A 20409-nucleotide genomic window follows, 5' to 3' on the forward strand; every position below is an offset into this window, starting at 1 on the left:
AATTTATAATTCTTATAGCACAAACTTGTAACAAAATCCGTAAATTCGTGTCAAATTGAGATTATGAAAGGAGTTTTTAAAGAAAATATTAAGATTGCATTAGGTTCAATTCGAGCGCAATTACTTCGTACAATACTTACAATATTAATTATTGCTATAGGAATCACGGCATTGGTTGGAATTCTTACAGTAGTTTCAGCGATTGATTATACACTAAACTCCAAGTTTGCTTCAATGGGATCGAATACATTTAGTATTAATCAATATGAATTTAGAACTCGAAATCAAGGGGGAGAAGTTGAAAAAATTAATCCAATTATTTCCTATCCAGAAGCCAAAGCCTATAAAGAAAAATACAATTACCCATTTACTAGAACATCCCTTTCATTTACTGCTACAGGAAGAGCAGAAGTGAAATTTGAAAATGAAAAAACAGATCCTGAAATTGCAGTATTAGGAGTTGATGAATATTTTACTTCAAACAATGGATTTGAAGTTGTACAAGGAAGAAATTTTAACGGTTTTGATATTTCAAACAATACTTATAATTGTATTGTAGGGAGTGATTTTGCATCGAAAGGACTATTAAAAGATGTAAATCCAATTGACAAAATTATTGCTATTCGTGGCGCAAAATTTAAGGTTATTGGGGTATTAAAAGAAAAAGGATCCACTTTTGGAAACAATCAAGACTTACGTGTATTAATTCCAATTCAGGTTGCAAGATCGTTGTTTTCTGTTCCTAGCATCAACTACACAATTAGTACAATGGTGGATAAAAAAGAATTTTTTGAAGAAGCTGTTGACAACGCAACGGTAACTATGCGTCAAATTAGAAAACTGAATCCAGTAGAAGAAAATAATTTTGGAATTTCCAGAAGCGATGATTTAGTAAACCGAATTGCTGAAATGACTGGAGTTTTGAGTGCATCAGCATGGATTATAGGAATTATTACCATTTTAGGTTCTTCAATTGCATTAATGAACATTATGATTGTTTCGGTAACCGAAAGAACGAGAGAAATTGGCGTACGAAAATCATTAGGCGCCAAGCGTAAAACGATAGCGTGGCAATTTTTCATGGAAACCTTACTAATTGGTCAAATTGGAGGTTTTGTTGGAATTATTTTCGGAATATTAATTGGTTATTTGATGGCTACCGTAATGGAATTTGGATTTGTAATTCCTTGGGGAGCAATACTTGCAGCAGTAATAACTAGTTTTATTGTAGCGTTAGTTTCCGGTTTGTATCCTGCAATAAAAGCATCAAAACTTGATCCTATAGAAGCGTTGCGTTACGAGTAGCTAGTAGTTGTAGGCAAGTACACCCGAATTTAACAAAACATATATCTTAATGAAAAACTTAATAATATTTTTTTGCTTCTTTTTAAATTGCTCATGTAAAGGCCAAAATAGAATTGACCCTATTAAAGATTTTGAAGTTGAACTTACTGATTCTGCTCTAGAAAAATTTAAAAATAATTGCCCATATGATATTTCAAATGTTTTTCTTGCTGGAAGTTCATTTTTTGCAAGTTTTGAAGCAATAGGAAATTCAGGAGTAAAACTAATGTTCAATCTTAATAAAGAAGATTTAAAACTGCTGGAGTCAAGGTTAAAGAAATATATTCGAATTAACAATAAAGAACTTAAAGTTCAAGACTATAAAGTCTTATATCCATATAATAATAAATTGTTACTGTTTAATGATGTTTCGGATGAATGGAAAGATTTGTTGGGAGAAGTTAATTTGAAAAATGAAGAAGTAGAAATTTACTTAATAGAAGAAGGCAAACTAGAAAATACATTTATTCAAGAGGGAACAAGTAATAAACCGCATAATTTTGTTTGTGGAATTTACTTATTTAAGAAGATGAACAAGTTAATATATTGGTTTGCAATATCTAAATAAAAAACTACCTACAACAGCTATTTCTCGCAATTGTGAATTTTGTGGTAAGTTCACGTTTCACATTGAACTTTTTACTTAATTACAAAATATGCAGTCACGAAGCCTTGCACCTCGTTTAGCAGCGAAACGTTGGAAGATGGAAGTTATTTTCTTACAAAGCACTTCGAATCATCCTATCATTACCGTAAATATCTTTCTTTAATTCGATAGATTTAAAACCTAAATTTTCAAGTAATTCAAAAGTTTCCTTTCCTAAATACTGATTGATTTCAAAAAACAACTTTCCGTTTTGAGCGAGATTTTTTGAAGCCAAATGAGCAATTTTTCTATAAAAGAGCAACGCATCAGTATCTTCCACAAATAAAGCCAAGTGAGGTTCAAATTCTAACACATTGGGTTTTATTTCGGCTTTTTCAAGATTTCGAACATACGGTGGATTGGAAACAATAATATCAAAATGAGTTGGAAGTTGAAAGTTGGAAGTTGGAAGTTCATTTAAATTAGTGACACTTAAAATATCTGCATTTACAAAATTCACTTTTACCTTATTATTCGCTGCATTTTTTTGGGCTACAGCCAAAGCTTTTTCCGAAACATCCACAGCAAAAACTTCAGCATTTGGAAAATTTTTGGCCAAGGAAATTGCTATACAACCACTACCCGTTCCAATATCGAGGATTTTCAAACTTTCAACTTCTGACTTCCGACTTTCGACTACAATCCATTCGACTAATTCTTCGGTTTCTGGCCTTGGAATTAAGGTATTTTCATTTACTAAAAACGGCAAACCATAAAACTCGGTTTCTCCTATTATATATTGTATTGGCCTTTGATTTTTTAATTCTGATAAGGCACTTTCCCATTTAACCAATTGTGAGACATCCATTTCCATTTCGGGATTCAGTGCTAAATCGATGCGTTTTTTTCCATGATAACTCTCCAACAACAGATAAAAGAAACTTTCAATTTCTTTTTCATCATAAATAGCTGAAAGTTCTTGTAATAATTTTGATTTAAAGGTTTTTAGTACCATTTCTATTCTAAATTTTTAATCATCCAAACAGGGCAACTGGTATTGCCCGTTCCGCCAAGTGGTTCGCTTAGATACTCAAAGCCTACTTTTGTATATAATTTTTGGGCATTAAGCATTACCGGCAACGTTTCTAAATAGCATTTTTCATAGCCAAATTCTTTGGCTTTCGCCAAACATTTTTCAATCATTTGCATTCCAATTCCTCTGCCTCGAGCTTCTTGTAAAAAATACATTTTTTGCAATTCACAGATGTTCTCAGTGGAGTTATCCAATTGATTTACTCCTGCACCACCAATAATTTTACCATTTTCTTCTACTACAAAATAAATTGATTTTGGATTTTGATAAGCCTCAAACATAAAATCCAATTGAACATCTGCAAAGGCTGTACCTGTTTTTGGATAGCCTTCATTTACAAAAACCTCCCGAATAACCGCAGCTATTTGAGGGTTATCTTCTTTTTTTATTTCTCGTAGTAACATACTTTCATTCTAAATTCAAAAAGACTTATTTTTGTGGTGTGAAGATACATGAAAAATACATAAAGCGCTGTATAGAACTAGCCAAAAATGGATTGGGCACCACCTACCCTAACCCTTTGGTTGGCAGCGTAATTGTTTATAACGACCAAATTATTGGCGAAGGATGGCACCAAAAAGCAGGAAGTCCGCACGCTGAAGTCAATGCTATTCAATCGGTAAAAGACAAATCCTTACTTTCAAAAGCCACAATTTATGTGAGTTTAGAACCATGTAGTCACTTTGGAAAAACACCACCTTGTAGTGATTTGATTATTGCAAATAAAATTCCGAATGTAGTCATTGGCACGATAGATCCTTTTGCAAAAGTAGCTGGAACTGGCATAAAAAAATTGATAGAAGCTGGAGCAAATGTTACTGTTGGGATATTAGAAGATGAATGCTATGAACTGAACAAGCGCTTTTTTACATTTCACACCAAAAAAAGACCTTATATTATATTAAAGTGGGCAGAAAGCAACGACGGCTTCATCGCTCCAATTACTAGAGAAGAGCAAAAGCCAGTTTGGATTACTAGTGAATTGTCTCGCCAACTAGTTCACAAATGGCGCAGTGAAGTGCAGGCCATTTTAGTTGGAACCAATACTGTTTTAGAGGATAATCCAACACTAACCACTCGAAATTGGGCTGGAAACAACCCAATTAGAATAGTTTTAGATCAAAATAATAAAATTTCAAAAGAAAGTCATATCTTTGATAATCAAGCGAAAACTATTTCAATTAGCAAAAATGAAATGCCGTTTGATGAAAATTTAGCTACAAATATTGTTTCGTTTTTATTTGAGCAAAACATTCAATCGGTGCTAATTGAAGGAGGAACAAAAACTTTGCAAACATTCATTGATTCCAATTTATGGGATGAAGCTCGATTATTTAAGGGAGCTATTTCATTTAATAAAGGAATAAAAGCACCTGAATTTAATTTTGCAAGTTCGAATAAAACGCAATTAACTGAGGATGAACTAGTAACTTTTAGGAACCATGATCACAACCATAATATTTGATTTTGGAGATATTTTTCTAAATCTAGAAAAAGAAGCGCAAGTTGAGACATTTAAAAAGCTTGGATTATCGGGTCCAAATGAAGAATTAATTGCTCAAAACGACTTATTTGAAAAAGGTAAATTAACAGAAATTGAATTCCTTGAATCGTTTAAAAAATTCATCCCTAACGCAAGTATAAGTGAAATTAAAGAGGCCTGGAATACTGTAATTGGAGATTTTCCTTTATATCGGTTGGAGTTTTTACAATTACTTTCCTATAAATATAAATTGTTTTTATTGACCAATACCGATGAGATTCACATTGACCATTTTGAGCAAAATGTTGGTATTTCCTTTTTTAGTGATTTTTATCAATGCTTTGAAAAAGTATATTATTCCTATGAAATGGGAATGCGAAAGCCAGAAGAGGCCATTTATTCCCATATAATAAGAAAACACGATTTAAATCCGAAACGCACCTTATTTATTGACGACAAAAAGGTAAATACTGATGCTGCTCAAAATCTAGGTTTACATGTTTGGAATTTACAAGTTGGGCAAGAAGATGTGGTCGATTTATTCAAACAAAAACAGCTTCCATTATAAAAAATTACCTTAATTTAAAATTGCAAGATACCTACAAAACCATAGCTACTGCTTCGGAGGAAATACTATTTAAAGAAAAAAATAGCAAGTTTTTTGGATATGCATTTCCGGTTTCTACCGAAGTAGAAATTAAAAATCATTTAGAAATATTAAAAAAGCAGCATTATGGAGCAGTTCATAATTGCTATGCTTTTCAAATTGGTACAGATTCTATTCAATACCGAGCAAATGATGACGGCGAACCTAGTAACACGGCAGGAACTCCCATATATGGCCAGATACAATCTTTTGGACTAACCAATGTATTAGTGGTAGTAGTTCGGTATTTTGGTGGAGTGAAATTAGGAGTTGGCGGATTAATTACTGCATATCGAACGGCAGCTCAAATGGCACTTGAAGCTTCAGAGATTGTTGAGAAAACTATTGACATTAAATTTTCTATCCACTTTGATTACAAAAACATGAATAAAGTAGTGCGCGTAATCAAAGAAAAAAATATAGAAATTAATTCTCAAAAGATGGATTTAGATTGCGAAATATTAGTTTCTACACGAAAAAAAAATGCCGAAATAGTATTCGACATTTTTAATTCAATGTTTGAAATTAACATTAAAAAATTAGATTAATTTATTCTGCATTAATTATATCCAAAATATATTGTGGAGGAGTAGTAGGTTTTCCGGAATTTACATCGACAAAAACCAAAATAAAATGTGCAGTTGTTAATAACTCTTCATTTTCATTGCGAATTTCACAATCAAACTCAATCTTCACTCCGCTATAACTTTTTAATTTAGTATGTATCGTTAAAAGATCATCATACTTTGCAGGTTTTTTATAATTAAGATGCATAGAAACAATTGGCAACGCAATACCATTTTGCTCCATGTCTTTATACAAAACCCCTCTGTTTCTGAGCCATTCCACCCTTCCTATCTCAAAATAGGGCACATAACTACCATGATATACTACTCCCATTTGGTCGGTTTCACCATATCTAACTCTAACCTCAACTTTATTATCTTTCATCATTATTATATTAATTTACACAAAATTTACACATCTATACGAAAATATTTTTTAAAAAACCATAGCAAATAATTTTTTTTAATGGATTTTTATCCACATATTTGTTATCCCAAAAAAAACAGAATAAATATCTCATTTTTCTGTTTGAAAACCATAATATAATTTAGTAATTTTAGTAAGAATATGAGCAAGACTGCGCAATCAGTTTGGGAGAATTGTCTACTTTTTATAAAAGACAACATCCAAGAACAGGCCTACAAAACTTGGTTTGAACCTATTAAATCTGTTGAATTATCAGACAACGCATTGTATATTCAAGTTCCTAGCAAATTCTTTTATGAATGGTTAGAGGAACACTATGTTAAATTACTAAAGGTTGCTCTAACAAAAGAGCTTGGGAAAAACGCAAAGTTACTCTATAAAATTAAAATGGAGAACACTTATGGCAATAAACAACCATTTACTGAACAATTGCCTAGTGCTCACCGTAGTCCAATAAAATCTCAAGATGTTGATGCGCCTTTTAAAAATCTAAATCCAGAATTAAAAAACCCATTTGTAATTCCTGGAATTAGAAATTTAAAAATAGAATCGCAATTAAATCCAAACTACAGCTTTGATAATTTCCTTGAAGGAGATTCAAACCGTTTGGCTCGATCTGCAGGTATGGCTGTTGCCAACAAGCCTGGAGGAACTTCATTCAATCCGTTATTAATTTTTGGTGGTGTTGGATTAGGTAAAACGCACTTAGCTCATGCTATTGGTGTTGAAATCAAAGATAAATATCCAGAAAAAACTGTTTTATATATATCTGCAGAAGTATTTACTCAGCAATACATAGATTCTGTTAAGAAAAATAACAGAAACGATTTTATTCACTTTTACCAATTGATCGATGTATTAATCATTGATGATGTACAATTCTTATCTGGTAAAACTGGAACACAAGATGTGTTTTTCCACATATTCAACTACTTGCACCAAAATGGAAAACAAGTTATCCTTACTTCAGATAAGGCACCTGTTGATATGCAAGATATTGAGCAACGATTGTTATCTCGTTTCAAATGGGGACTTTCTGCAGAATTACATCAACCAGATTACGAAACTCGAGTTTCCATTTTAAATAATATTCTTTATCGCGACGGCGTAGAAATGCCAAGCGAAATTATTGAATATGTTGCTCAAAACATTAAAACTAATGTTCGTGAGCTTGAAGGAGCTATTATTTCTTTAATTGCACAATCTTCATTCAATAAAAAAGAAGTAACAATTGATCTCGCAAAAAATATTGTAGAGAAATTTGTTAAAAATGTGAAACGCGAAATCTCTATAGATTACATTCAAAAAGTGGTTTCCGATTATTTCCAATTAGATTTAGACACTTTGCAATCAAAAACTAGAAAGCGTCATGTGGTACAAGCAAGACAATTAGCTATGTTTTTTGCGAAAAAATTCACTAAAGCTTCTTTAGCAAATATTGGATCACAAATTGGAGACAGAGATCATGCAACGGTTTTACACGCTTGTAAAACTGTTGACAACCTTGTTTCTACTGACAAGCAATTCAAAAAATTCGTAGAGGATATTCATAAAAAATTATCGCTATAATTTTAATTTATTTCTAACTTTTCCAAATTATTGGAAATAGAATAAATAACTATGCCAGTCAAAATTGTAATGGTTTGCTTGGGAAATATTTGTAGATCGCCTTTAGCCGAAGGAATATTAGCATCTAAACTTCCCAAAGACAAATTTGCAGTTGACTCAGCAGGAACAGGTTCATGGCATGTTGGCGAGAAACCCGACTCAAGATCTATTGCTACAGCAAAAAAACACGGCATTGACATTTCAAATCAAAAAGCAAAACATTTTACAGCAGCATTTTTTGAAGAGTTTGACTACATCTATGTTATGGATAAAAGTAATTATAAAAATGTAATCTCTCTATCTTCATCTCAAAAGCAAAAAGAAAAAGTAAATCTTATTTTAGAAGTACTTTCAAACAAAAACTTAGTTGAAGTTCCCGATCCCTATTATGATTTACAAGACGGATTTGATGCCGTTTATGAAATGCTAGATGAAGCTACCGATATAATTGCTCAAAACTTAATTGCAAAACATTCGTAATGAACACAACAAACTCAAAAGGAAAATTATACTTAATTCCAACTACACTAAGTGAAAGCAACGCCGAAGAGGTATTGCCTATATTGGTAAAAAGGGTTATTGAAGTTATTGATCATTATATTGTTGAAAACGAAAAAACAGCACGTAAAAGTATAAAAGCAGTATATCCAGAAAAAGTACAAGCTTCTTTAATACTAAGCACATTAAATAAGCATACTGATGTAACAGAGCATAACGAAATGCTAAAACCTTGTCTGCAAGGAATTAATGTTGGATTAATGAGTGAGGCAGGTTGCCCTGGAGTTGCGGATCCTGGTGCTGCAATTGTAAAATTAGCACACGAAAAAGGAATTCAAGTAGTTCCACTAGTTGGACCTTCGTCTATTTTATTGGCTATGATGGCTTCTGGAATGAACGGACAAAGCTTTGCTTTTAATGGTTATTTACCTATTGATAAATCTGAGAAAAAGTCGGCTTTAAAAAACTACGAGAAACTATCTCAAGATAAAAATCAATCTCAAATATTTATCGAAACCCCTTACCGGAACAATAAATTAATGGAAGATTTATTGCAAACTTTACAGCCAAACACGCATTTGTGTATTGCAGCAGACATTACACTTCCTACTGAATACATCAAAACATTTCGAGTAAATGATTGGAAAAAAGTAAAAATAGATCTACACAATAGACCTACAATTTTTATTATTCACAAAATGTAATTGAAATAGCTTATACTTTTGGAGAACTATCTGCTTTAATATTGTGGGTTTCATACCCTCCAAATTTTCTTAAATAGCTTTTAACAGTAGTTCCGTAGCCGTCTTTACATTTCTTTTTCCCGTTAGATTCTAAAAATTTTCTAACTGAACCTGCTCCGCCAAGATGCGCAGCTGCTAATATCCCTGATTCGGTAACATGAACTCCATCAATAGTTTTACCTCTATATTCTTCAATAATATCTTGTAACTTATACTTATTAAATTTAATTAAAGCTACAAATGCTTTTTCTTGAAGTTCTGGTGAATTTAAAAAAGCAGCATTACTTTTAATTCCAAAAAAGCGTAATGCATCAGTTCCAAATTGGTATTTACCCATGTAACCTAAAGAATTAACTAAACGGTATTGACCTTGAGATTCTCTAATAGCGATAGCTTCTTTGAAACCAATGAAGTGTTTTCCGAGAAAAGGTAGAGATTGTTGAAAATAATCGGATGGATTTTGAGAGGGAAATTGATATAACATTTCCTCTTTTTCGCTTACATAAAATCGTTTTTGATTTAAAGCTTCTGAAGGTTTAAAAGCAGAGCTAATAAATCCAACAATTGTAACGATTCCTATGTAAAACAACCATTTATTTATCATAAATTGTAATTTCCAAGCGCTGTCACCATCTTGATATTGACGGGGCAAATATACAACTTTTTTTAAATAAAATTGAAAATCAAGTAGTTACCGTATTTTCAGGATGGGAATAAATTGAAAAATCACTTCTAAAAGGCTTATTTCTAGGGAAAAAGCAAAAATTTAAATTGAAATAAAAAATGTTAATAAAAACTTAATTTTATTGATCTTGTTTAAATATTTAGCCGAATTTAGAGCAAAATAAAGGTGAATTAATTGCAATTTTTACCTGTTTGTGCCAGTACTATTTAACCAATTTGCATATTTTTTTGCATTTACTTGGTGTTCTTCATAGGTAGCGGCAAATTCATGGTAACCGAAACGCTCCACACTAGCACAAAAATAAATATAGTTATTAGTATCTGGAGATAAAACTGCATCAATTGCTGTAATATCTGGCATTGCAATTGGCCCTGGAGGCAATCCGGTATTTACATAAGTATTATAAGGAGATCGAATACTTAAGTCGGCATATAAAACGCGTTTAATTATTTGGTCAAAATCATTACTTCTAAGTTTAACCGCATAAATAACTGTTGGATCAGCTTGCAAGGGCATTCCTTGAGCTAATCTATTTAAATATACTCTTGCTACTTTTGGTCGTTCGTCTTTTTTAACTGTTTCTTTATGAACTATTGAAGCAAGTGTCATCACTTCAACCGGAGATAAACCTATTTTTTTTGCTTTTATCAAACGCTCCAAAGTCCAGAATTTCTTGTATTCCTTGAGCATTTTATCTCTAAATTTCTCAGCAGAAACATTCCAATAAAACTCATAAGAATTTGGAATAAACATTGAAATAACATTTTCTTTTGTAAAACCATTTTGCTTTAAAAATAGAGAATCTCTAAAAACAGAAAGCAATTTAGTGGTATCTGGTTCTATTTGTGAGCTAATTCGAACACATAAATTTTCCAAACGCTCTTGGTTATTAAATGCTAAATTAACAGGCATATTTCTTCGCAAAGCAGAAACCAACCCGAAACTACTCATTCCCTCTTTAATTAAAAATCGTCCTGGTTTTACATTTTCATCATAAGAACGAACACCTGCAATGAATTTAAAATCATCTAGATTTTCCACATAAGGAGAAACCAATTTCAGAACATTATCAAAATTCGAATCAGTTGGGATTTCAATAAAGGTTTCCTTGGTAACACCTTTAGTATTGTTTGCAAAATATTTACTATAAACTACGATAGCAAAAACTAAAAAAACTCCTGCGGCAGCTATTAATAGGGTTTTAAACTTTGTGTTCAAATCAATATGTATTAGTAGTTATGGGTAATTAGGAATTAATCAATTGAAAAAATAATTCATCCTGAAAAGCATTATTACTATAGTTCCAATCTTTTTTGACTCCTATTTTTTCAAATCCAAAAGTAGTAAAAAGGTTTATACTTGGCACATTGTCTGCTCCAATATTTGCAAAAAGTTGGTGCAATTGCAATTGTTTGAACGAATAATTTATAAGCAAATCAAGAGCTTCTTTACCGAAACCTTTACTTCTATCTGCGTCATTTTGAATTACGATTCCGATGCCAGCTCTTTTATTTTTGGGATCAAAATCGAATAAGTCAATTAATCCGATTACAGAATTCGTATCTCGAACACATATTGCCAATCGCAATTGTTTGGCTTCATATATGTCTTGATGGGCATTTTCAAGATATTGGCGTATCAAAAATTTACTATATGGAGTTTGCGTATTGCTCACTTCCCAAATGGATTCGTCATTTTCAATTTGATAAATAAAATCCAAATCTTCAGGTTCTAGTGCGCGCAAATAAATAGAAGTTCCGGTTAGTGTCATAATTATATTTCTATTTCTCCTTCAAAAACAAAAGTTGCAGGACCTTCTAACATTACCTTTTCATAACCCGCATTGGTCTTGTCGAAAGAAACTGTAAGCTTTCCTCCTTCTACCTCAATTGCAATTGCATTAGAATTAGTATTTCCTAGGGAATGCATTGCTATAGCTGTTGCAGTAGCTCCAGTTCCACAGGATAGGGTTTCATCTTCTACGCCCCGCTCATAAGTTCGTAAACGAAAATTGGCATCACCTAATTGACTTACAAAATTTACATTCGATCCTTCTTTTCCATACAAATCAGAATATCGAATAGCTGCACCGTCTTTTTTTATGTCTTTATTTTGAATATCATTCACCATAGCTACATGATGTGGCGAGCCCGTATTTAAAAAGACGTATTCATTTTCTATTTTAACATCCGATACATCTTTCATTTGAAGTGAAATGTGACCATTATCTAGAATAGTTGCATGATGCAAACCATCCGTGGCAATAAAAGTGGTTTTATCATTAATCATTCCGAGACTTTTGGCGAAAGCCACAAGGCAACGACCACCGTTTCCACACATGGAACTTTGGTTTCCATCAGAATTGTAATACACCATTCGGAAATCGGCATCGGAATCATTTTCTAACAAAATCAATCCATCAGCTCCAATACCAAATCTACGATCGCACAATTTTTCAATAATAACAACAGCATCTTTCGGAAAAAAGTCCAATCGATTATCAATCATTATAAAATCATTGCCTGTTCCTTGGTATTTATAAAACTTAATTTGCATGAATAGTTTTAGATTAAATATTAATTCTGTTTAGCAAAGTTACAATTATTAATGATAAGTTAAAGATTGTTAAACGAGCGTTAAAGCATTTTTTTGAAAAATAAAAAACTATAATTTTACTTAACATAATTTAAAACAAAAAGAAATGAAACGTTATTCGAGCTTATTATTAGTTGCCTTATTTAGTGGAGCAACAACTCTTGGAGGTTATAAATTATTATTCGAAACTGATTTTGGGAAAAAATCAATTATTACATCTGCACCAGAAAATTATAGCAGAAATGTAGGATTGGGCGAAGAAAATATTGATTTTACAGCTGCAGCTGAAAATGCAGTTCATACCGTAGTTCACGTAAAAAATGTATCGGTGCGCACAGTTTACAATCCGATTATGCAATTTTTTTATGGAAGTAATGGCGGTGGGCAACAACAAGAACAAATAGGAACCGGATCGGGAGTTATTATTTCGGAAGATGGTTACATTGTCACCAACAACCATGTAATTAAAGATGCAACAGAATTGGAAGTAACTTTAAATAACAAAAAAGCATACAAAGCAAAGTTAATTGGTACCGATGCCAAAATGGATATTGCATTGTTAAAAATAGATTCAGAAGACAAATTGCCATATTCAACTTTTGCCGATTCTGATCAAGTTAAAGTTGGTGAATGGGTATTGGCTGTTGGGAATCCATATAATTTAAATTCAACAGTTACCGCAGGTATCGTTTCGGCGAAAGCTAGAAATTTAGATACGAACGGAATTCAATCATTTATTCAAACCGATGCGGCTGTAAATCCAGGAAATTCTGGTGGTGCATTAGTAAATACTCGTGGAGAATTAATTGGAATTAACACCATGATTTCTTCGCCAACAGGAAGTTATGCAGGCTATTCGTTTGCAATTCCGTCTAATATCACTCGCAAAATTATTGAAGACATTATGGAATTTGGTAATGTTCAACGAGGTGCATTAGGAATTGTGGGTAATGAAATTAACGGCCAGATGTCTAAAGAATTAGGAATAAAAGACACGCAAGGTTATTACATTTCTAAAGTATTGAAAAATTCGGGTGCAGAAAAAGCAGGGCTACGAAAAGGTGATGTCATCTTAAAATTAGACAGCCAAACTATTACAAGCTTCCCTGAATTAACAGGTTATATTAGCACAAAAAGACCTAACGACAGAATAAATGTAACTGTTTTAAGAGAGGGTAAAAACATGGTCATTCCAGTAACCCTAGTTAAAAATGACATTATCAATACCGATTTTAAAGGATTAGAGCTTGAAAATATTGACTCAGCCGATAAAAGAAAATATAAAATTAATTATGGCGTTAGGATTAAAGAAGTTACAAACGACCGATTAAAACCCTATGAAGACGAACTTTCTGGCAGCATCATTCTTACAATAGACGGAACTAAAGCCACTGACGTAGAAACCGTTTCAAAATTGGCTAATGATAAAGGAGAAAATCAGGGAGTTAGCATTGAAATGATCAATAAAATAGGTCAAATAATACGCATCATCATTTAATTTATTATACTATTGGGTTTTAATAACCGTCAACAAATTGTTGGCGGTTTTTTTGTTGAAAAAAGTGTCAAATAATTTTACGAAAACGATATAGTTAATTACTTTTGCACCAAATTACATAGAAAACATACTTCTAAATATTACTATCTCACATGAACTATAACAATTTGTACGAAAAAGAACTGTCTTTACAAGCAGATCGCCGCAAAGCCGGAGTTGAATTTATTAAAATTATTAGCGATTTATGGTACGATAAATCTATCGAATTAATTTTCTTTAGAAATCAACTAATTGATACCACGGTGAGTACCATCATGAACTTGCATGAATATGCAGGTGAATTTGTTCAAAAGCCAATTAATGTTTTTGATACAGTTGAAATTGCAAGTGCCATTTTAAATTTAGATCTTCCGCCGTCACGAATTGATATTGGAAAATTAACTTATGAATACCATTTAGAGGATAATAAATATAACGATGCTAAAGCATTTGTAATTGACAAATTAAAAGATTCTAAAAACTCTGAAGACATAACTCCAAAAGATGTTGTGCTTTATGGTTTTGGAAGAATTGGTCGACTTTTAGCTCGTGAAATGATGAGCAAAATTGGAAAAGGGCAACAACTTAGATTGCGAGCCATTGTTACTCGTGATAGAAATGATGCACAATCTCTAGAAAAAAGAGCCTCTTTATTACAATATGATTCAGTTCACGGAGATTTTCATGGTTCGGTTTCTGCCGATATTGAAAACAATGCCTTACTAATTAATGGAACTACGGTTCATGTTATTACTGCCAATTCACCTGAAGAAATAGATTATACCCAATTCGGAATTGACAATGCACTGGTAATTGATAACACTGGGGCTTTCACAACTGAAGAAGCGCTGCAACGCCATTTAACATCCAAAGGAGTTGATAAAGTATTACTTACAGCGCCTGGAAAAGGAGTTCCAAATATTGTTTACGGTGTAAATCATAATGATTACAATCCAGATGAAGTTTCCATTTTTTCTGCTGCTTCTTGTACAACCAATGCAATTACCCCAATATTAAAAGCGGTCGAAGACACTCTTGGAGTGGTAAAAGGACATCTTGAAACCATTCATGCCTATACCAACGACCAGAATTTGGTAGATAACATGCATAAAAAATACCGTCGTGGAAGAGCTGCAGCCTTAAATATGGTAATTACTGAAACTGGTGCAGGAAGTGCAGTTGCTAAAGCATTACCTAGTTTAGCAGGAAAACTTACCTCTAATGCTATTCGAGTTCCGGTTCCTAATGGTTCATTGGTAGTACTTAATCTTGAAGTTGGAAAAACAACTTCAATTGAAGAAGTAAACAACATCATGAAACACTATGCATTAGAAGGTGAATTGGTAGAGCAAATAAAATATTCTTTAAATAACGAATTGGTTTCTTCGGATATTGTTGGTACTTCGGCACCATCGATATTTGACAGCAACGCCACAATTGTTTCTGCCGACGGAAATAATATTGTATTATATGTATGGTATGATAACGAATACGGCTACAGCCATCAAGTAATTAGATTGGCAAAATACATAGCAAAAGTGAGAAGATATACTTACTATTAGTAGCTAGCTAATTATTAATTCAAATAAAAAAACTCCCAAGTATACTTGGGAGTTTTTGATTATATAGTTGGAAAACTAATTAAGCATTTCCAGCAGCAGCAATTAAATTTAATGCTGACCCTGCTTTAAACCAACCAATTTGACTGTCATTATACGTATGATTAGCCAAGATAGATTCTTGAGAACCGTCTGCGTGAGTAATCGCAATAGTTAATGGTTTACCTGGAGCAAAGCTTGTTAAATCTACAAAATCAAAAGTGTCATTCTCTTGAATTTTGTCGTAATCAGCTTCATTAGCAAAAGTTAATGCTAACATACCTTGTTTTTTCAAGTTCGTTTCGTGAATACGAGCAAATGATTTAACCAATACCGCTTTCACACCTAAGAATCGAGGCTCCATTGCAGCATGCTCACGAGAAGAACCTTCACCATAGTTTTGATCTCCAACAACGATTGAAGGAACTCCGGCAGCCTTATAAGCTCTTGCAACAGCTGGCACAGCAGCATACTCTCCAGTTAATTGATTTTTAACTTTATTAGCTTCTTGATTGTATGCGTTTACAGCACCTATCAACATGTTATTAGAAATATTATCCAAATGTCCGCGGAAGCGTAACCATGGACCTGCCATTGAGATGTGGTCAGTGGTACATTTTCCAAAAGCTTTGATTAATAATTTAGCTCCCGTATAATTTTTACCATCCCAAGCATCAAATGGTGCTAAAAGTTGTAACCTATCCGATGTTGGAGAAACCGCAACTTGTACATTACTTCCATCGGCAGCCGGCGCTTGAAAACCTGCATCTTCTACATCAAAACCTCTTTTTGGTAATTCATCACCTGTTGGAGGATTTAATTTCACGGCTTCACCTTTATCATTCAATAAAGTATCAGTTATTGGATTAAAAGATAAATCCCCTGAAATTGCTAAAGCGGCAACCATTTCTGGAGAAGTTACAAAAGCATGGGTATTTGGATTTCCATCGGCACGTTTTGAGAAATTTCTGTTAAACGAATGAACGATGGTATTTTTTTCTCCTTTATCGGCTCCTTCTCTATCCCATTGTCCTATACATGGTCCGCAAGCATTTGTAAATACTTTAGTTCCCATTTTCTCGAAAGTTGCGATGATCCCATCTCTTTCAATAGTAAATCGAATTTGCTCAGAACCAGGATTGATTCCGAATTCTGCTTTTGGAGAGATTCCGTGAGCAACGGCTTGTTCAACTATAGATGCAGCACGCGCCATATCTTCATATGATGAATTGGTACAAGAACCAATTAAACCCCATTCTACTTTTAAAGGCCAACCATTTTTGGTTGCTTCTTCTTTCATTTTAGAAACTGGTGTTCCTCTATCTGGAGTGAAAGGTCCGTTAATATGTGGTTCTAATTCTGATAAGTTAATTTCGATTAACTCGTCAAAATACTGACTTGGATTAGCATAAACTTCAGCATCACCAGTTAAATAATCCGCTACTTTATCGGCAGCATCCACTACATCTTGACGACCTGTTGCCACTAAATATCTTCTCATGGAATCATCGTATCCAAAAGTTGAAGTTGTTGCACCAATTTCTGCTCCCATGTTACAGATAGTTCCTTTTCCTGTACATGACATGTTGATAGCGCCTTCACCGAAGTATTCTACTATAGCTCCGGTTCCCCCTTTTACAGTAAGAATATCAGCCACTTTTAGAATTACATCTTTTGGAGCTGTCCAACCGTTTAATTTTCCTGTCAATTTAACTCCGATAAGTTTTGGAAATTTCAATTCCCAAGACATTCCTGACATTACATCAACTGCATCAGCACCTCCAACACCAATAGCTAACATCCCTAAACCACCAGCATTTACGGTATGAGAATCGGTACCAATCATCATTCCACCAGGAAATGCATAATTTTCTAAAACAATTTGGTGAATAATTCCAGAACCTGGTTTCCAAAAACCAATTCCGTATTTGTTTGAAACTGAAGAAAGAAAATCAAAAACTTCTTTTGATTGCGAATTTGCTACAGCTAAATCAGTAGTAGCACCAACTTTCGCCTGTATTAAATGGTCACAATGCACTGTTGTAGGAACAGCAACAGTTTTCTTTCCTGCATGCATGAATTGTAATAATGCCATTTGAGCCGTTGCATCTTGGCATGCTACTCTATCTGGGGCAAAATCAACATAATCTTTTCCTCTTGAAAAAGCTTGAGAAGGCTTTCCTTCCCATAAATGTGAATATAAAATCTTTTCAGAAAGTGTTAATGGACGACCAACTAACTCCCGTGCTTTGTCAACACGTTCTGCCATTGTACCGTACACTTTTTTAATCATTTCGATATCAAAAGCCATAATGTAATAGGTTATTTATTTGCAAAGCAAATTTACGAAAACGATGAAGTTTTTAAAAATTTTTAATCAAATAAGTTCTTTGATTTTAATAATTTACGAAATAATCAATTTTGAGATATGATTTTTACTAAAATAGCATTATTAAGGTCAAAAAATAAATTATATTGATTTAATTAAGAAATCATTAAAAGCACAAAACCCTAACCATTTTTTTGGTTAGGGTTTTCTATTAAATATATTGATTTAACTATAACAATTTATCAATAATCATTTCTTCAGTGATTGCTTCGGCATCAGCTTTGTAATTCTTGATAATTCTATGACGAAGAATTCCAACAGCAACGGCTTTAACATCTTCAATATCTGGAGAGAATTTTCCGTTGAAAGCCGCATTTGCTTTTGCAGCCAAAATTAGATTTTGAGAAGCTCTAGGTCCTGCACCCCAGTCTAAATAATTTTTTACAAATTCATTAGAAAGTGCATTATCAGGTCGAGTTTTACTTACCAAAGTAACCGCATATTCAATTACATTATCTGCAACCGGGATACGACGAATTAAGTGTTGGAAATCGATAATTTCTTGAGCAGAAAACAAAGGGTTAATTGTTGGCTTAGCATCTGAAGTTGTACTTTTTACAACTTCAACCTCTTCTGCAAATGAAGGATAATCAAGTTTAATAGCAAACATAAAACGGTCTAATTGTGCTTCTGGCAAAGGATAGGTTCCTTCTTGTTCAATTGGATTTTGGGTTGCTAAAACGAAATAAGGTAAATCTAATTTATAGTTTTGACCTGCAATAGTTACCGAACGCTCTTGCATTGCCTCTAATAGCGCCGCTTGAGTTTTTGGTGGGGTTCTATTGATCTCGTCGGCTAGGATAATATTTGAAAAAATAGGTCCTTTAATAAATTTAAACTGACGGTTTTCATCAAGGATTTCACTTCCTAAAATATCCGAAGGCATTAAATCGGGTGTGAACTGAATGCGCTTGAAAGCCAATCCTAAAGCTTGTGAAATGGTATTCACCATTAAGGTCTTAGCCAATCCAGGAACTCCAACTAAAAGTGAATGCCCTCCAGAAAATATACTTAATAAAACTTGGTCGACAACCACATCTTGCCCAATAATAATTTTGGAAATTTCTTTCTTAAGTTCGATTTTTTTTTGAACTAAACTTTGTATTGCAGCTACATCCGACATACTATTTGAGTTTAAAGTTGGGAGTTTGAAGATGGAAGTTAGAAAATCTGTGAAGTAACATCTGCTTACTACTGACTATTTTTTAAGCCAATTATTAGCGTATTCACAATTTGAATATTCACCATTAATTTTAATATAAGTTTCTTTAATTTTTGCTTCCGACCACTTAGCAATCGCGTTGATTTGTTTTTCTTTGAGAGCCAAATCTTTAATTTTAGTATAATCTTTACTAAAATCAGCAATATGTTGTTCGATTTTATTAGTTACTGTAATGATTTTATATCTTTTACCAGCTTTAGGATCTTCGTCTAAAATAACTGGCGAAATATCACCATTATTCATATTTGAAACTTGAGCGTAAAATTCAGGATCCATTTTGGTTAACTCAAAATGAGTGTCTTGAGTTTTTGGATTAATTAAAGTTCCTCCGTTTGCACGAGTTTCTTTTTCATCAGAAATTGTTCTTGCTGCTTCTGTAAAAGTTATTTCTTTATCTAGAATACGTTTTCTAATTAATTCTATTTTTTCTTTTGCTTCTTTCAAAGCATCTGGAGTGATCTTAGCTGCCATCAAAATGTGACGCAACTCTAAATCTTGTCCTTTTATTTTCTCTAAATAAATGATATGAAATCCAAACTCGGTTTCAAAAGGATCCGATATTTCTCCTTCTTGCAATGAAAATGCAACATCTTTAAATTCTTTTACAAAAGGTGTTTTCTTGTTTATTTTATAGAAACCACCACTTGATCTTGAACCTGGATCTTCTGTATACAAAACTGCTTTAGTTGTAAAACTAGCACCGGCTAATACTTCATTTTTGATCTCTTTCAGTCGGTTTACTACCGCTTGTTTTTCAAGTTCAGATACTTTAGGAATGATTACAATTTGGGCCATTTCTAATTCTGCTCCTAATAGTGGTCTATCTGATTCAGGAATTTTCTTAAAGAAATTTCGGGTTTCTTCGGGTGTAATTTGAATTGGATCAATGATTTTTTTCTGCATTTCTGCAGCTAATTTTTGTTGTTTCAAAATTTCAAAAAGTTCCGTTTTAAATTCATCTTCACTATTTTTCTTGAAATATTTTACAACATTATCCATAGATTTCAATTGCTCAACCATATAATCAAGCTGTTGATTCATCTTTTCTTTGACTTCTTCGTCTTTCACCACAATTGAATCTTGAATTGCTTGGTGCGCATACAATTTATCTTCAAGTAATTTACCTAGCATTTGACAACGCGTAATATCTTTGGTAGAACTGCCAGAACTTTCAATTTCTAAAAAGGCTTTATCAATATCAGAATCCAAGACAATATAATCTCCAACAGTAGCAACAATACCATCTACTTTTTGTCTTTTTTGTTGTAAAACTGGTTTCTTTTCTGGCTCTTTTTCTTTAATTATCTCTTGTGCGTTACCATAAAAACCAATTAAAAAAAGGAAGATCCCTAGTATTCTTTTATTATTTAAAACATTCTTCATTATTCG

The 20409-nt window shown here is 32.9% G+C and carries 20 protein-coding genes; 10 read left to right on the forward strand and 10 right to left on the reverse strand.

Features of this window, described 5'->3' with window-relative positions; all coding sequences use genetic code 11:
* Positions 1 to 63 precede the first annotated feature (63 nt).
* Together ABWO08_RS07850 and ABWO08_RS07855 are read left to right on the forward strand one after the other, a co-directional pair.
* Positions 64 to 1305: an ABC transporter permease gene (locus tag ABWO08_RS07850; RefSeq protein ID WP_353084928.1), complete on the forward strand. Its 1242-nt coding sequence runs from the start codon at positions 64 to 66 to the stop codon at positions 1303 to 1305.
* A 49-nt stretch (positions 1306 to 1354) separates the two neighbouring features.
* The gene (locus tag ABWO08_RS07855; protein WP_353084930.1) at positions 1355 to 1912 is read left to right on the forward strand and encodes a hypothetical protein; all 558 of its coding nucleotides are present in this window, start codon (positions 1355 to 1357) and stop codon (positions 1910 to 1912) included.
* 151 nt (positions 1913 to 2063) lie between these two features.
* Here the strand turns inward: ABWO08_RS07855 and prmC are convergent, their stop codons facing one another.
* Together prmC and ABWO08_RS07865 are read right to left on the reverse strand one after the other, a co-directional pair.
* Positions 2064 to 2945, reverse strand: a complete 882-nt coding sequence (gene prmC, locus ABWO08_RS07860; RefSeq protein WP_353084932.1) for a peptide chain release factor N(5)-glutamine methyltransferase — start codon at positions 2943 to 2945, stop codon at positions 2064 to 2066.
* Between the two features lie 2 nt (positions 2946 to 2947).
* Positions 2948 to 3427 carry a GNAT family N-acetyltransferase gene (locus ABWO08_RS07865; protein ID WP_353084934.1) on the reverse strand — a complete coding sequence of 160 codons (480 nt, stop codon included), beginning with the start codon at positions 3425 to 3427 and terminating at the stop codon, positions 2948 to 2950.
* Between the two features lie 38 nt (positions 3428 to 3465).
* On the opposite strand from ABWO08_RS07865, the gene ribD reads away from it, so the two are divergent.
* The 3 genes from ribD to ABWO08_RS07880 are packed head-to-tail and all read left to right on the forward strand — an operon-like array spanning position 3466 to position 5700.
* Entirely contained in the window at positions 3466 to 4488 is a 1023-nt protein-coding gene (ribD, locus tag ABWO08_RS07870) for a bifunctional diaminohydroxyphosphoribosylaminopyrimidine deaminase/5-amino-6-(5-phosphoribosylamino)uracil reductase RibD (protein ID WP_353084935.1), read from the forward strand.
* Complete coding sequence (locus tag ABWO08_RS07875) at positions 4466 to 5074, forward strand: HAD family hydrolase (protein WP_353084936.1); 609 nt, start codon at positions 4466 to 4468, stop codon at positions 5072 to 5074. Before ribD ends, ABWO08_RS07875 begins: the two co-directional genes overlap by 23 nt.
* A gap of 20 nt (positions 5075 to 5094) precedes the next feature.
* Positions 5095 to 5700 (forward strand): IMPACT family protein, encoded by a 606-nt coding sequence (locus tag ABWO08_RS07880; RefSeq protein WP_353084938.1) that lies wholly within the window; start codon positions 5095 to 5097, stop codon positions 5698 to 5700.
* Position 5701: 1 nt separating this feature from the next.
* Here the strand turns inward: ABWO08_RS07880 and ABWO08_RS07885 are convergent, their stop codons facing one another.
* Positions 5702 to 6103 carry an acyl-CoA thioesterase gene (locus tag ABWO08_RS07885; protein WP_353084968.1) on the reverse strand — a complete coding sequence of 134 codons (402 nt, stop codon included), beginning with the start codon at positions 6101 to 6103 and terminating at the stop codon, positions 5702 to 5704.
* Positions 6104 to 6286: 183 nt separating this feature from the next.
* Here ABWO08_RS07885 and dnaA point away from each other — a divergent pair, with 183 nt between their 5' ends.
* Genes dnaA through ABWO08_RS07900 form a run of 3 tightly spaced genes read left to right on the forward strand, consistent with a single transcriptional unit; the run spans position 6287 to position 8955 of the window.
* Positions 6287 to 7714 carry a chromosomal replication initiator protein DnaA gene (gene dnaA / locus ABWO08_RS07890; RefSeq protein WP_353084940.1) on the forward strand — a complete coding sequence of 476 codons (1428 nt, stop codon included), beginning with the start codon at positions 6287 to 6289 and terminating at the stop codon, positions 7712 to 7714.
* Between the two features lie 51 nt (positions 7715 to 7765).
* Entirely contained in the window at positions 7766 to 8233 is a 468-nt protein-coding gene (locus ABWO08_RS07895) for a low molecular weight protein-tyrosine-phosphatase (protein WP_353084942.1), read from the forward strand.
* Positions 8233 to 8955 carry an SAM-dependent methyltransferase gene (locus ABWO08_RS07900; protein WP_353084944.1) on the forward strand — a complete coding sequence of 241 codons (723 nt, stop codon included), beginning with the start codon at positions 8233 to 8235 and terminating at the stop codon, positions 8953 to 8955. The genes ABWO08_RS07895 and ABWO08_RS07900 overlap by 1 nt, the downstream gene beginning before the upstream one ends.
* Positions 8956 to 8965: 10 nt before the next feature.
* On the opposite strand, the gene ABWO08_RS07905 is transcribed toward ABWO08_RS07900, so the two are convergent.
* The 4 genes from ABWO08_RS07905 to dapF all read right to left on the reverse strand — a co-directional run bounded on the left by ABWO08_RS07905 (position 8966) and on the right by dapF (position 12235).
* On the reverse strand, positions 8966 to 9646 hold the full coding sequence (locus ABWO08_RS07905) for a peptidoglycan-binding protein LysM (RefSeq protein ID WP_353084946.1): 681 nt from the start codon (positions 9644 to 9646) through the stop codon (positions 8966 to 8968).
* 216 nt (positions 9647 to 9862) lie between these two features.
* Positions 9863 to 10897 carry an endolytic transglycosylase MltG gene (gene mltG / locus ABWO08_RS07910; protein WP_353084947.1) on the reverse strand — a complete coding sequence of 345 codons (1035 nt, stop codon included), beginning with the start codon at positions 10895 to 10897 and terminating at the stop codon, positions 9863 to 9865.
* Positions 10898 to 10925: 28 nt separating this feature from the next.
* Positions 10926 to 11453 carry a GNAT family N-acetyltransferase gene (locus ABWO08_RS07915; protein ID WP_353084970.1) on the reverse strand — a complete coding sequence of 176 codons (528 nt, stop codon included), beginning with the start codon at positions 11451 to 11453 and terminating at the stop codon, positions 10926 to 10928.
* On the reverse strand, positions 11453 to 12235 hold the full coding sequence (gene dapF / locus ABWO08_RS07920) for a diaminopimelate epimerase (protein ID WP_353084949.1): 783 nt from the start codon (positions 12233 to 12235) through the stop codon (positions 11453 to 11455). The genes ABWO08_RS07915 and dapF overlap by 1 nt, the downstream gene beginning before the upstream one ends.
* Before the next feature lie 145 nt (positions 12236 to 12380).
* On the opposite strand from dapF, the gene ABWO08_RS07925 reads away from it, so the two are divergent.
* Positions 12381 to 13772 carry a S1C family serine protease gene (locus tag ABWO08_RS07925; RefSeq protein ID WP_353084951.1) on the forward strand — a complete coding sequence of 464 codons (1392 nt, stop codon included), beginning with the start codon at positions 12381 to 12383 and terminating at the stop codon, positions 13770 to 13772.
* 152 nt (positions 13773 to 13924) lie between these two features.
* Positions 13925 to 15373 (forward strand): glyceraldehyde-3-phosphate dehydrogenase, encoded by a 1449-nt coding sequence (locus tag ABWO08_RS07930; RefSeq protein ID WP_353084952.1) that lies wholly within the window; start codon positions 13925 to 13927, stop codon positions 15371 to 15373.
* Between the two features lie 79 nt (positions 15374 to 15452).
* Here ABWO08_RS07930 and ABWO08_RS07935 read toward each other — a convergent pair whose 3' ends face one another.
* From ABWO08_RS07935 to ABWO08_RS07945, 3 genes are all read right to left on the reverse strand, one after another.
* Positions 15453 to 17720, reverse strand: coding sequence for an aconitate hydratase (locus ABWO08_RS07935; RefSeq protein ID WP_353084954.1), 2268 nt, complete (start codon positions 17718 to 17720; stop codon positions 15453 to 15455).
* 247 nt (positions 17721 to 17967) lie between these two features.
* Complete coding sequence (locus tag ABWO08_RS07940) at positions 17968 to 18921, reverse strand: AAA family ATPase (RefSeq protein WP_353084956.1); 954 nt, start codon at positions 18919 to 18921, stop codon at positions 17968 to 17970.
* Between the two features lie 75 nt (positions 18922 to 18996).
* Positions 18997 to 20403, reverse strand: a complete 1407-nt coding sequence (locus ABWO08_RS07945) for a peptidylprolyl isomerase (protein WP_353084958.1) — start codon at positions 20401 to 20403, stop codon at positions 18997 to 18999.
* Positions 20404 to 20409 lie beyond the last annotated feature (6 nt).

It is taken from the genome of Flavobacterium sp., from assembly GCF_040383245.1.
In the GTDB taxonomy this organism is placed as follows: domain Bacteria; phylum Bacteroidota; class Bacteroidia; order Flavobacteriales; family Flavobacteriaceae; genus Flavobacterium.

What these genes read in the sequence shown, in the direction of transcription:
- ABWO08_RS07850 (WP_353084928.1), top strand. Translation starts at nt 64, where the DNA reads ATGAAAGGAGTTTTTAAAGAAAATATTAAGATTGCATTAGGTTCAATT.
- ABWO08_RS07925 (WP_353084951.1), top strand. Translation starts at nt 12,381, where the DNA reads ATGAAACGTTATTCGAGCTTATTATTAGTTGCCTTATTTAGTGGAGCA.
- ABWO08_RS07855 (WP_353084930.1), top strand. Translation starts at nt 1,355, where the DNA reads ATGAAAAACTTAATAATATTTTTTTGCTTCTTTTTAAATTGCTCATGT.
- dnaA (WP_353084940.1), top strand. Translation starts at nt 6,287, where the DNA reads ATGAGCAAGACTGCGCAATCAGTTTGGGAGAATTGTCTACTTTTTATA.
- prmC (WP_353084932.1), bottom strand. Translation starts at nt 2,945, where the DNA reads ATGGTACTAAAAACCTTTAAATCAAAATTATTACAAGAACTTTCAGCT.
- ABWO08_RS07940 (WP_353084956.1), bottom strand. Translation starts at nt 18,921, where the DNA reads ATGTCGGATGTAGCTGCAATACAAAGTTTAGTTCAAAAAAAAATCGAA.
- ABWO08_RS07885 (WP_353084968.1), bottom strand. Translation starts at nt 6,103, where the DNA reads ATGAAAGATAATAAAGTTGAGGTTAGAGTTAGATATGGTGAAACCGAC.
- ABWO08_RS07935 (WP_353084954.1), bottom strand. Translation starts at nt 17,720, where the DNA reads ATGGCTTTTGATATCGAAATGATTAAAAAAGTGTACGGTACAATGGCA.
- ABWO08_RS07945 (WP_353084958.1), bottom strand. Translation starts at nt 20,403, where the DNA reads ATGAAGAATGTTTTAAATAATAAAAGAATACTAGGGATCTTCCTTTTT.
- ABWO08_RS07895 (WP_353084942.1), top strand. Translation starts at nt 7,766, where the DNA reads ATGCCAGTCAAAATTGTAATGGTTTGCTTGGGAAATATTTGTAGATCG.
- ABWO08_RS07865 (WP_353084934.1), bottom strand. Translation starts at nt 3,427, where the DNA reads ATGTTACTACGAGAAATAAAAAAAGAAGATAACCCTCAAATAGCTGCG.
- ABWO08_RS07930 (WP_353084952.1), top strand. Translation starts at nt 13,925, where the DNA reads ATGAACTATAACAATTTGTACGAAAAAGAACTGTCTTTACAAGCAGAT.
- ABWO08_RS07900 (WP_353084944.1), top strand. Translation starts at nt 8,233, where the DNA reads ATGAACACAACAAACTCAAAAGGAAAATTATACTTAATTCCAACTACA.
- ABWO08_RS07875 (WP_353084936.1), top strand. Translation starts at nt 4,466, where the DNA reads ATGATCACAACCATAATATTTGATTTTGGAGATATTTTTCTAAATCTA.
- dapF (WP_353084949.1), bottom strand. Translation starts at nt 12,235, where the DNA reads ATGCAAATTAAGTTTTATAAATACCAAGGAACAGGCAATGATTTTATA.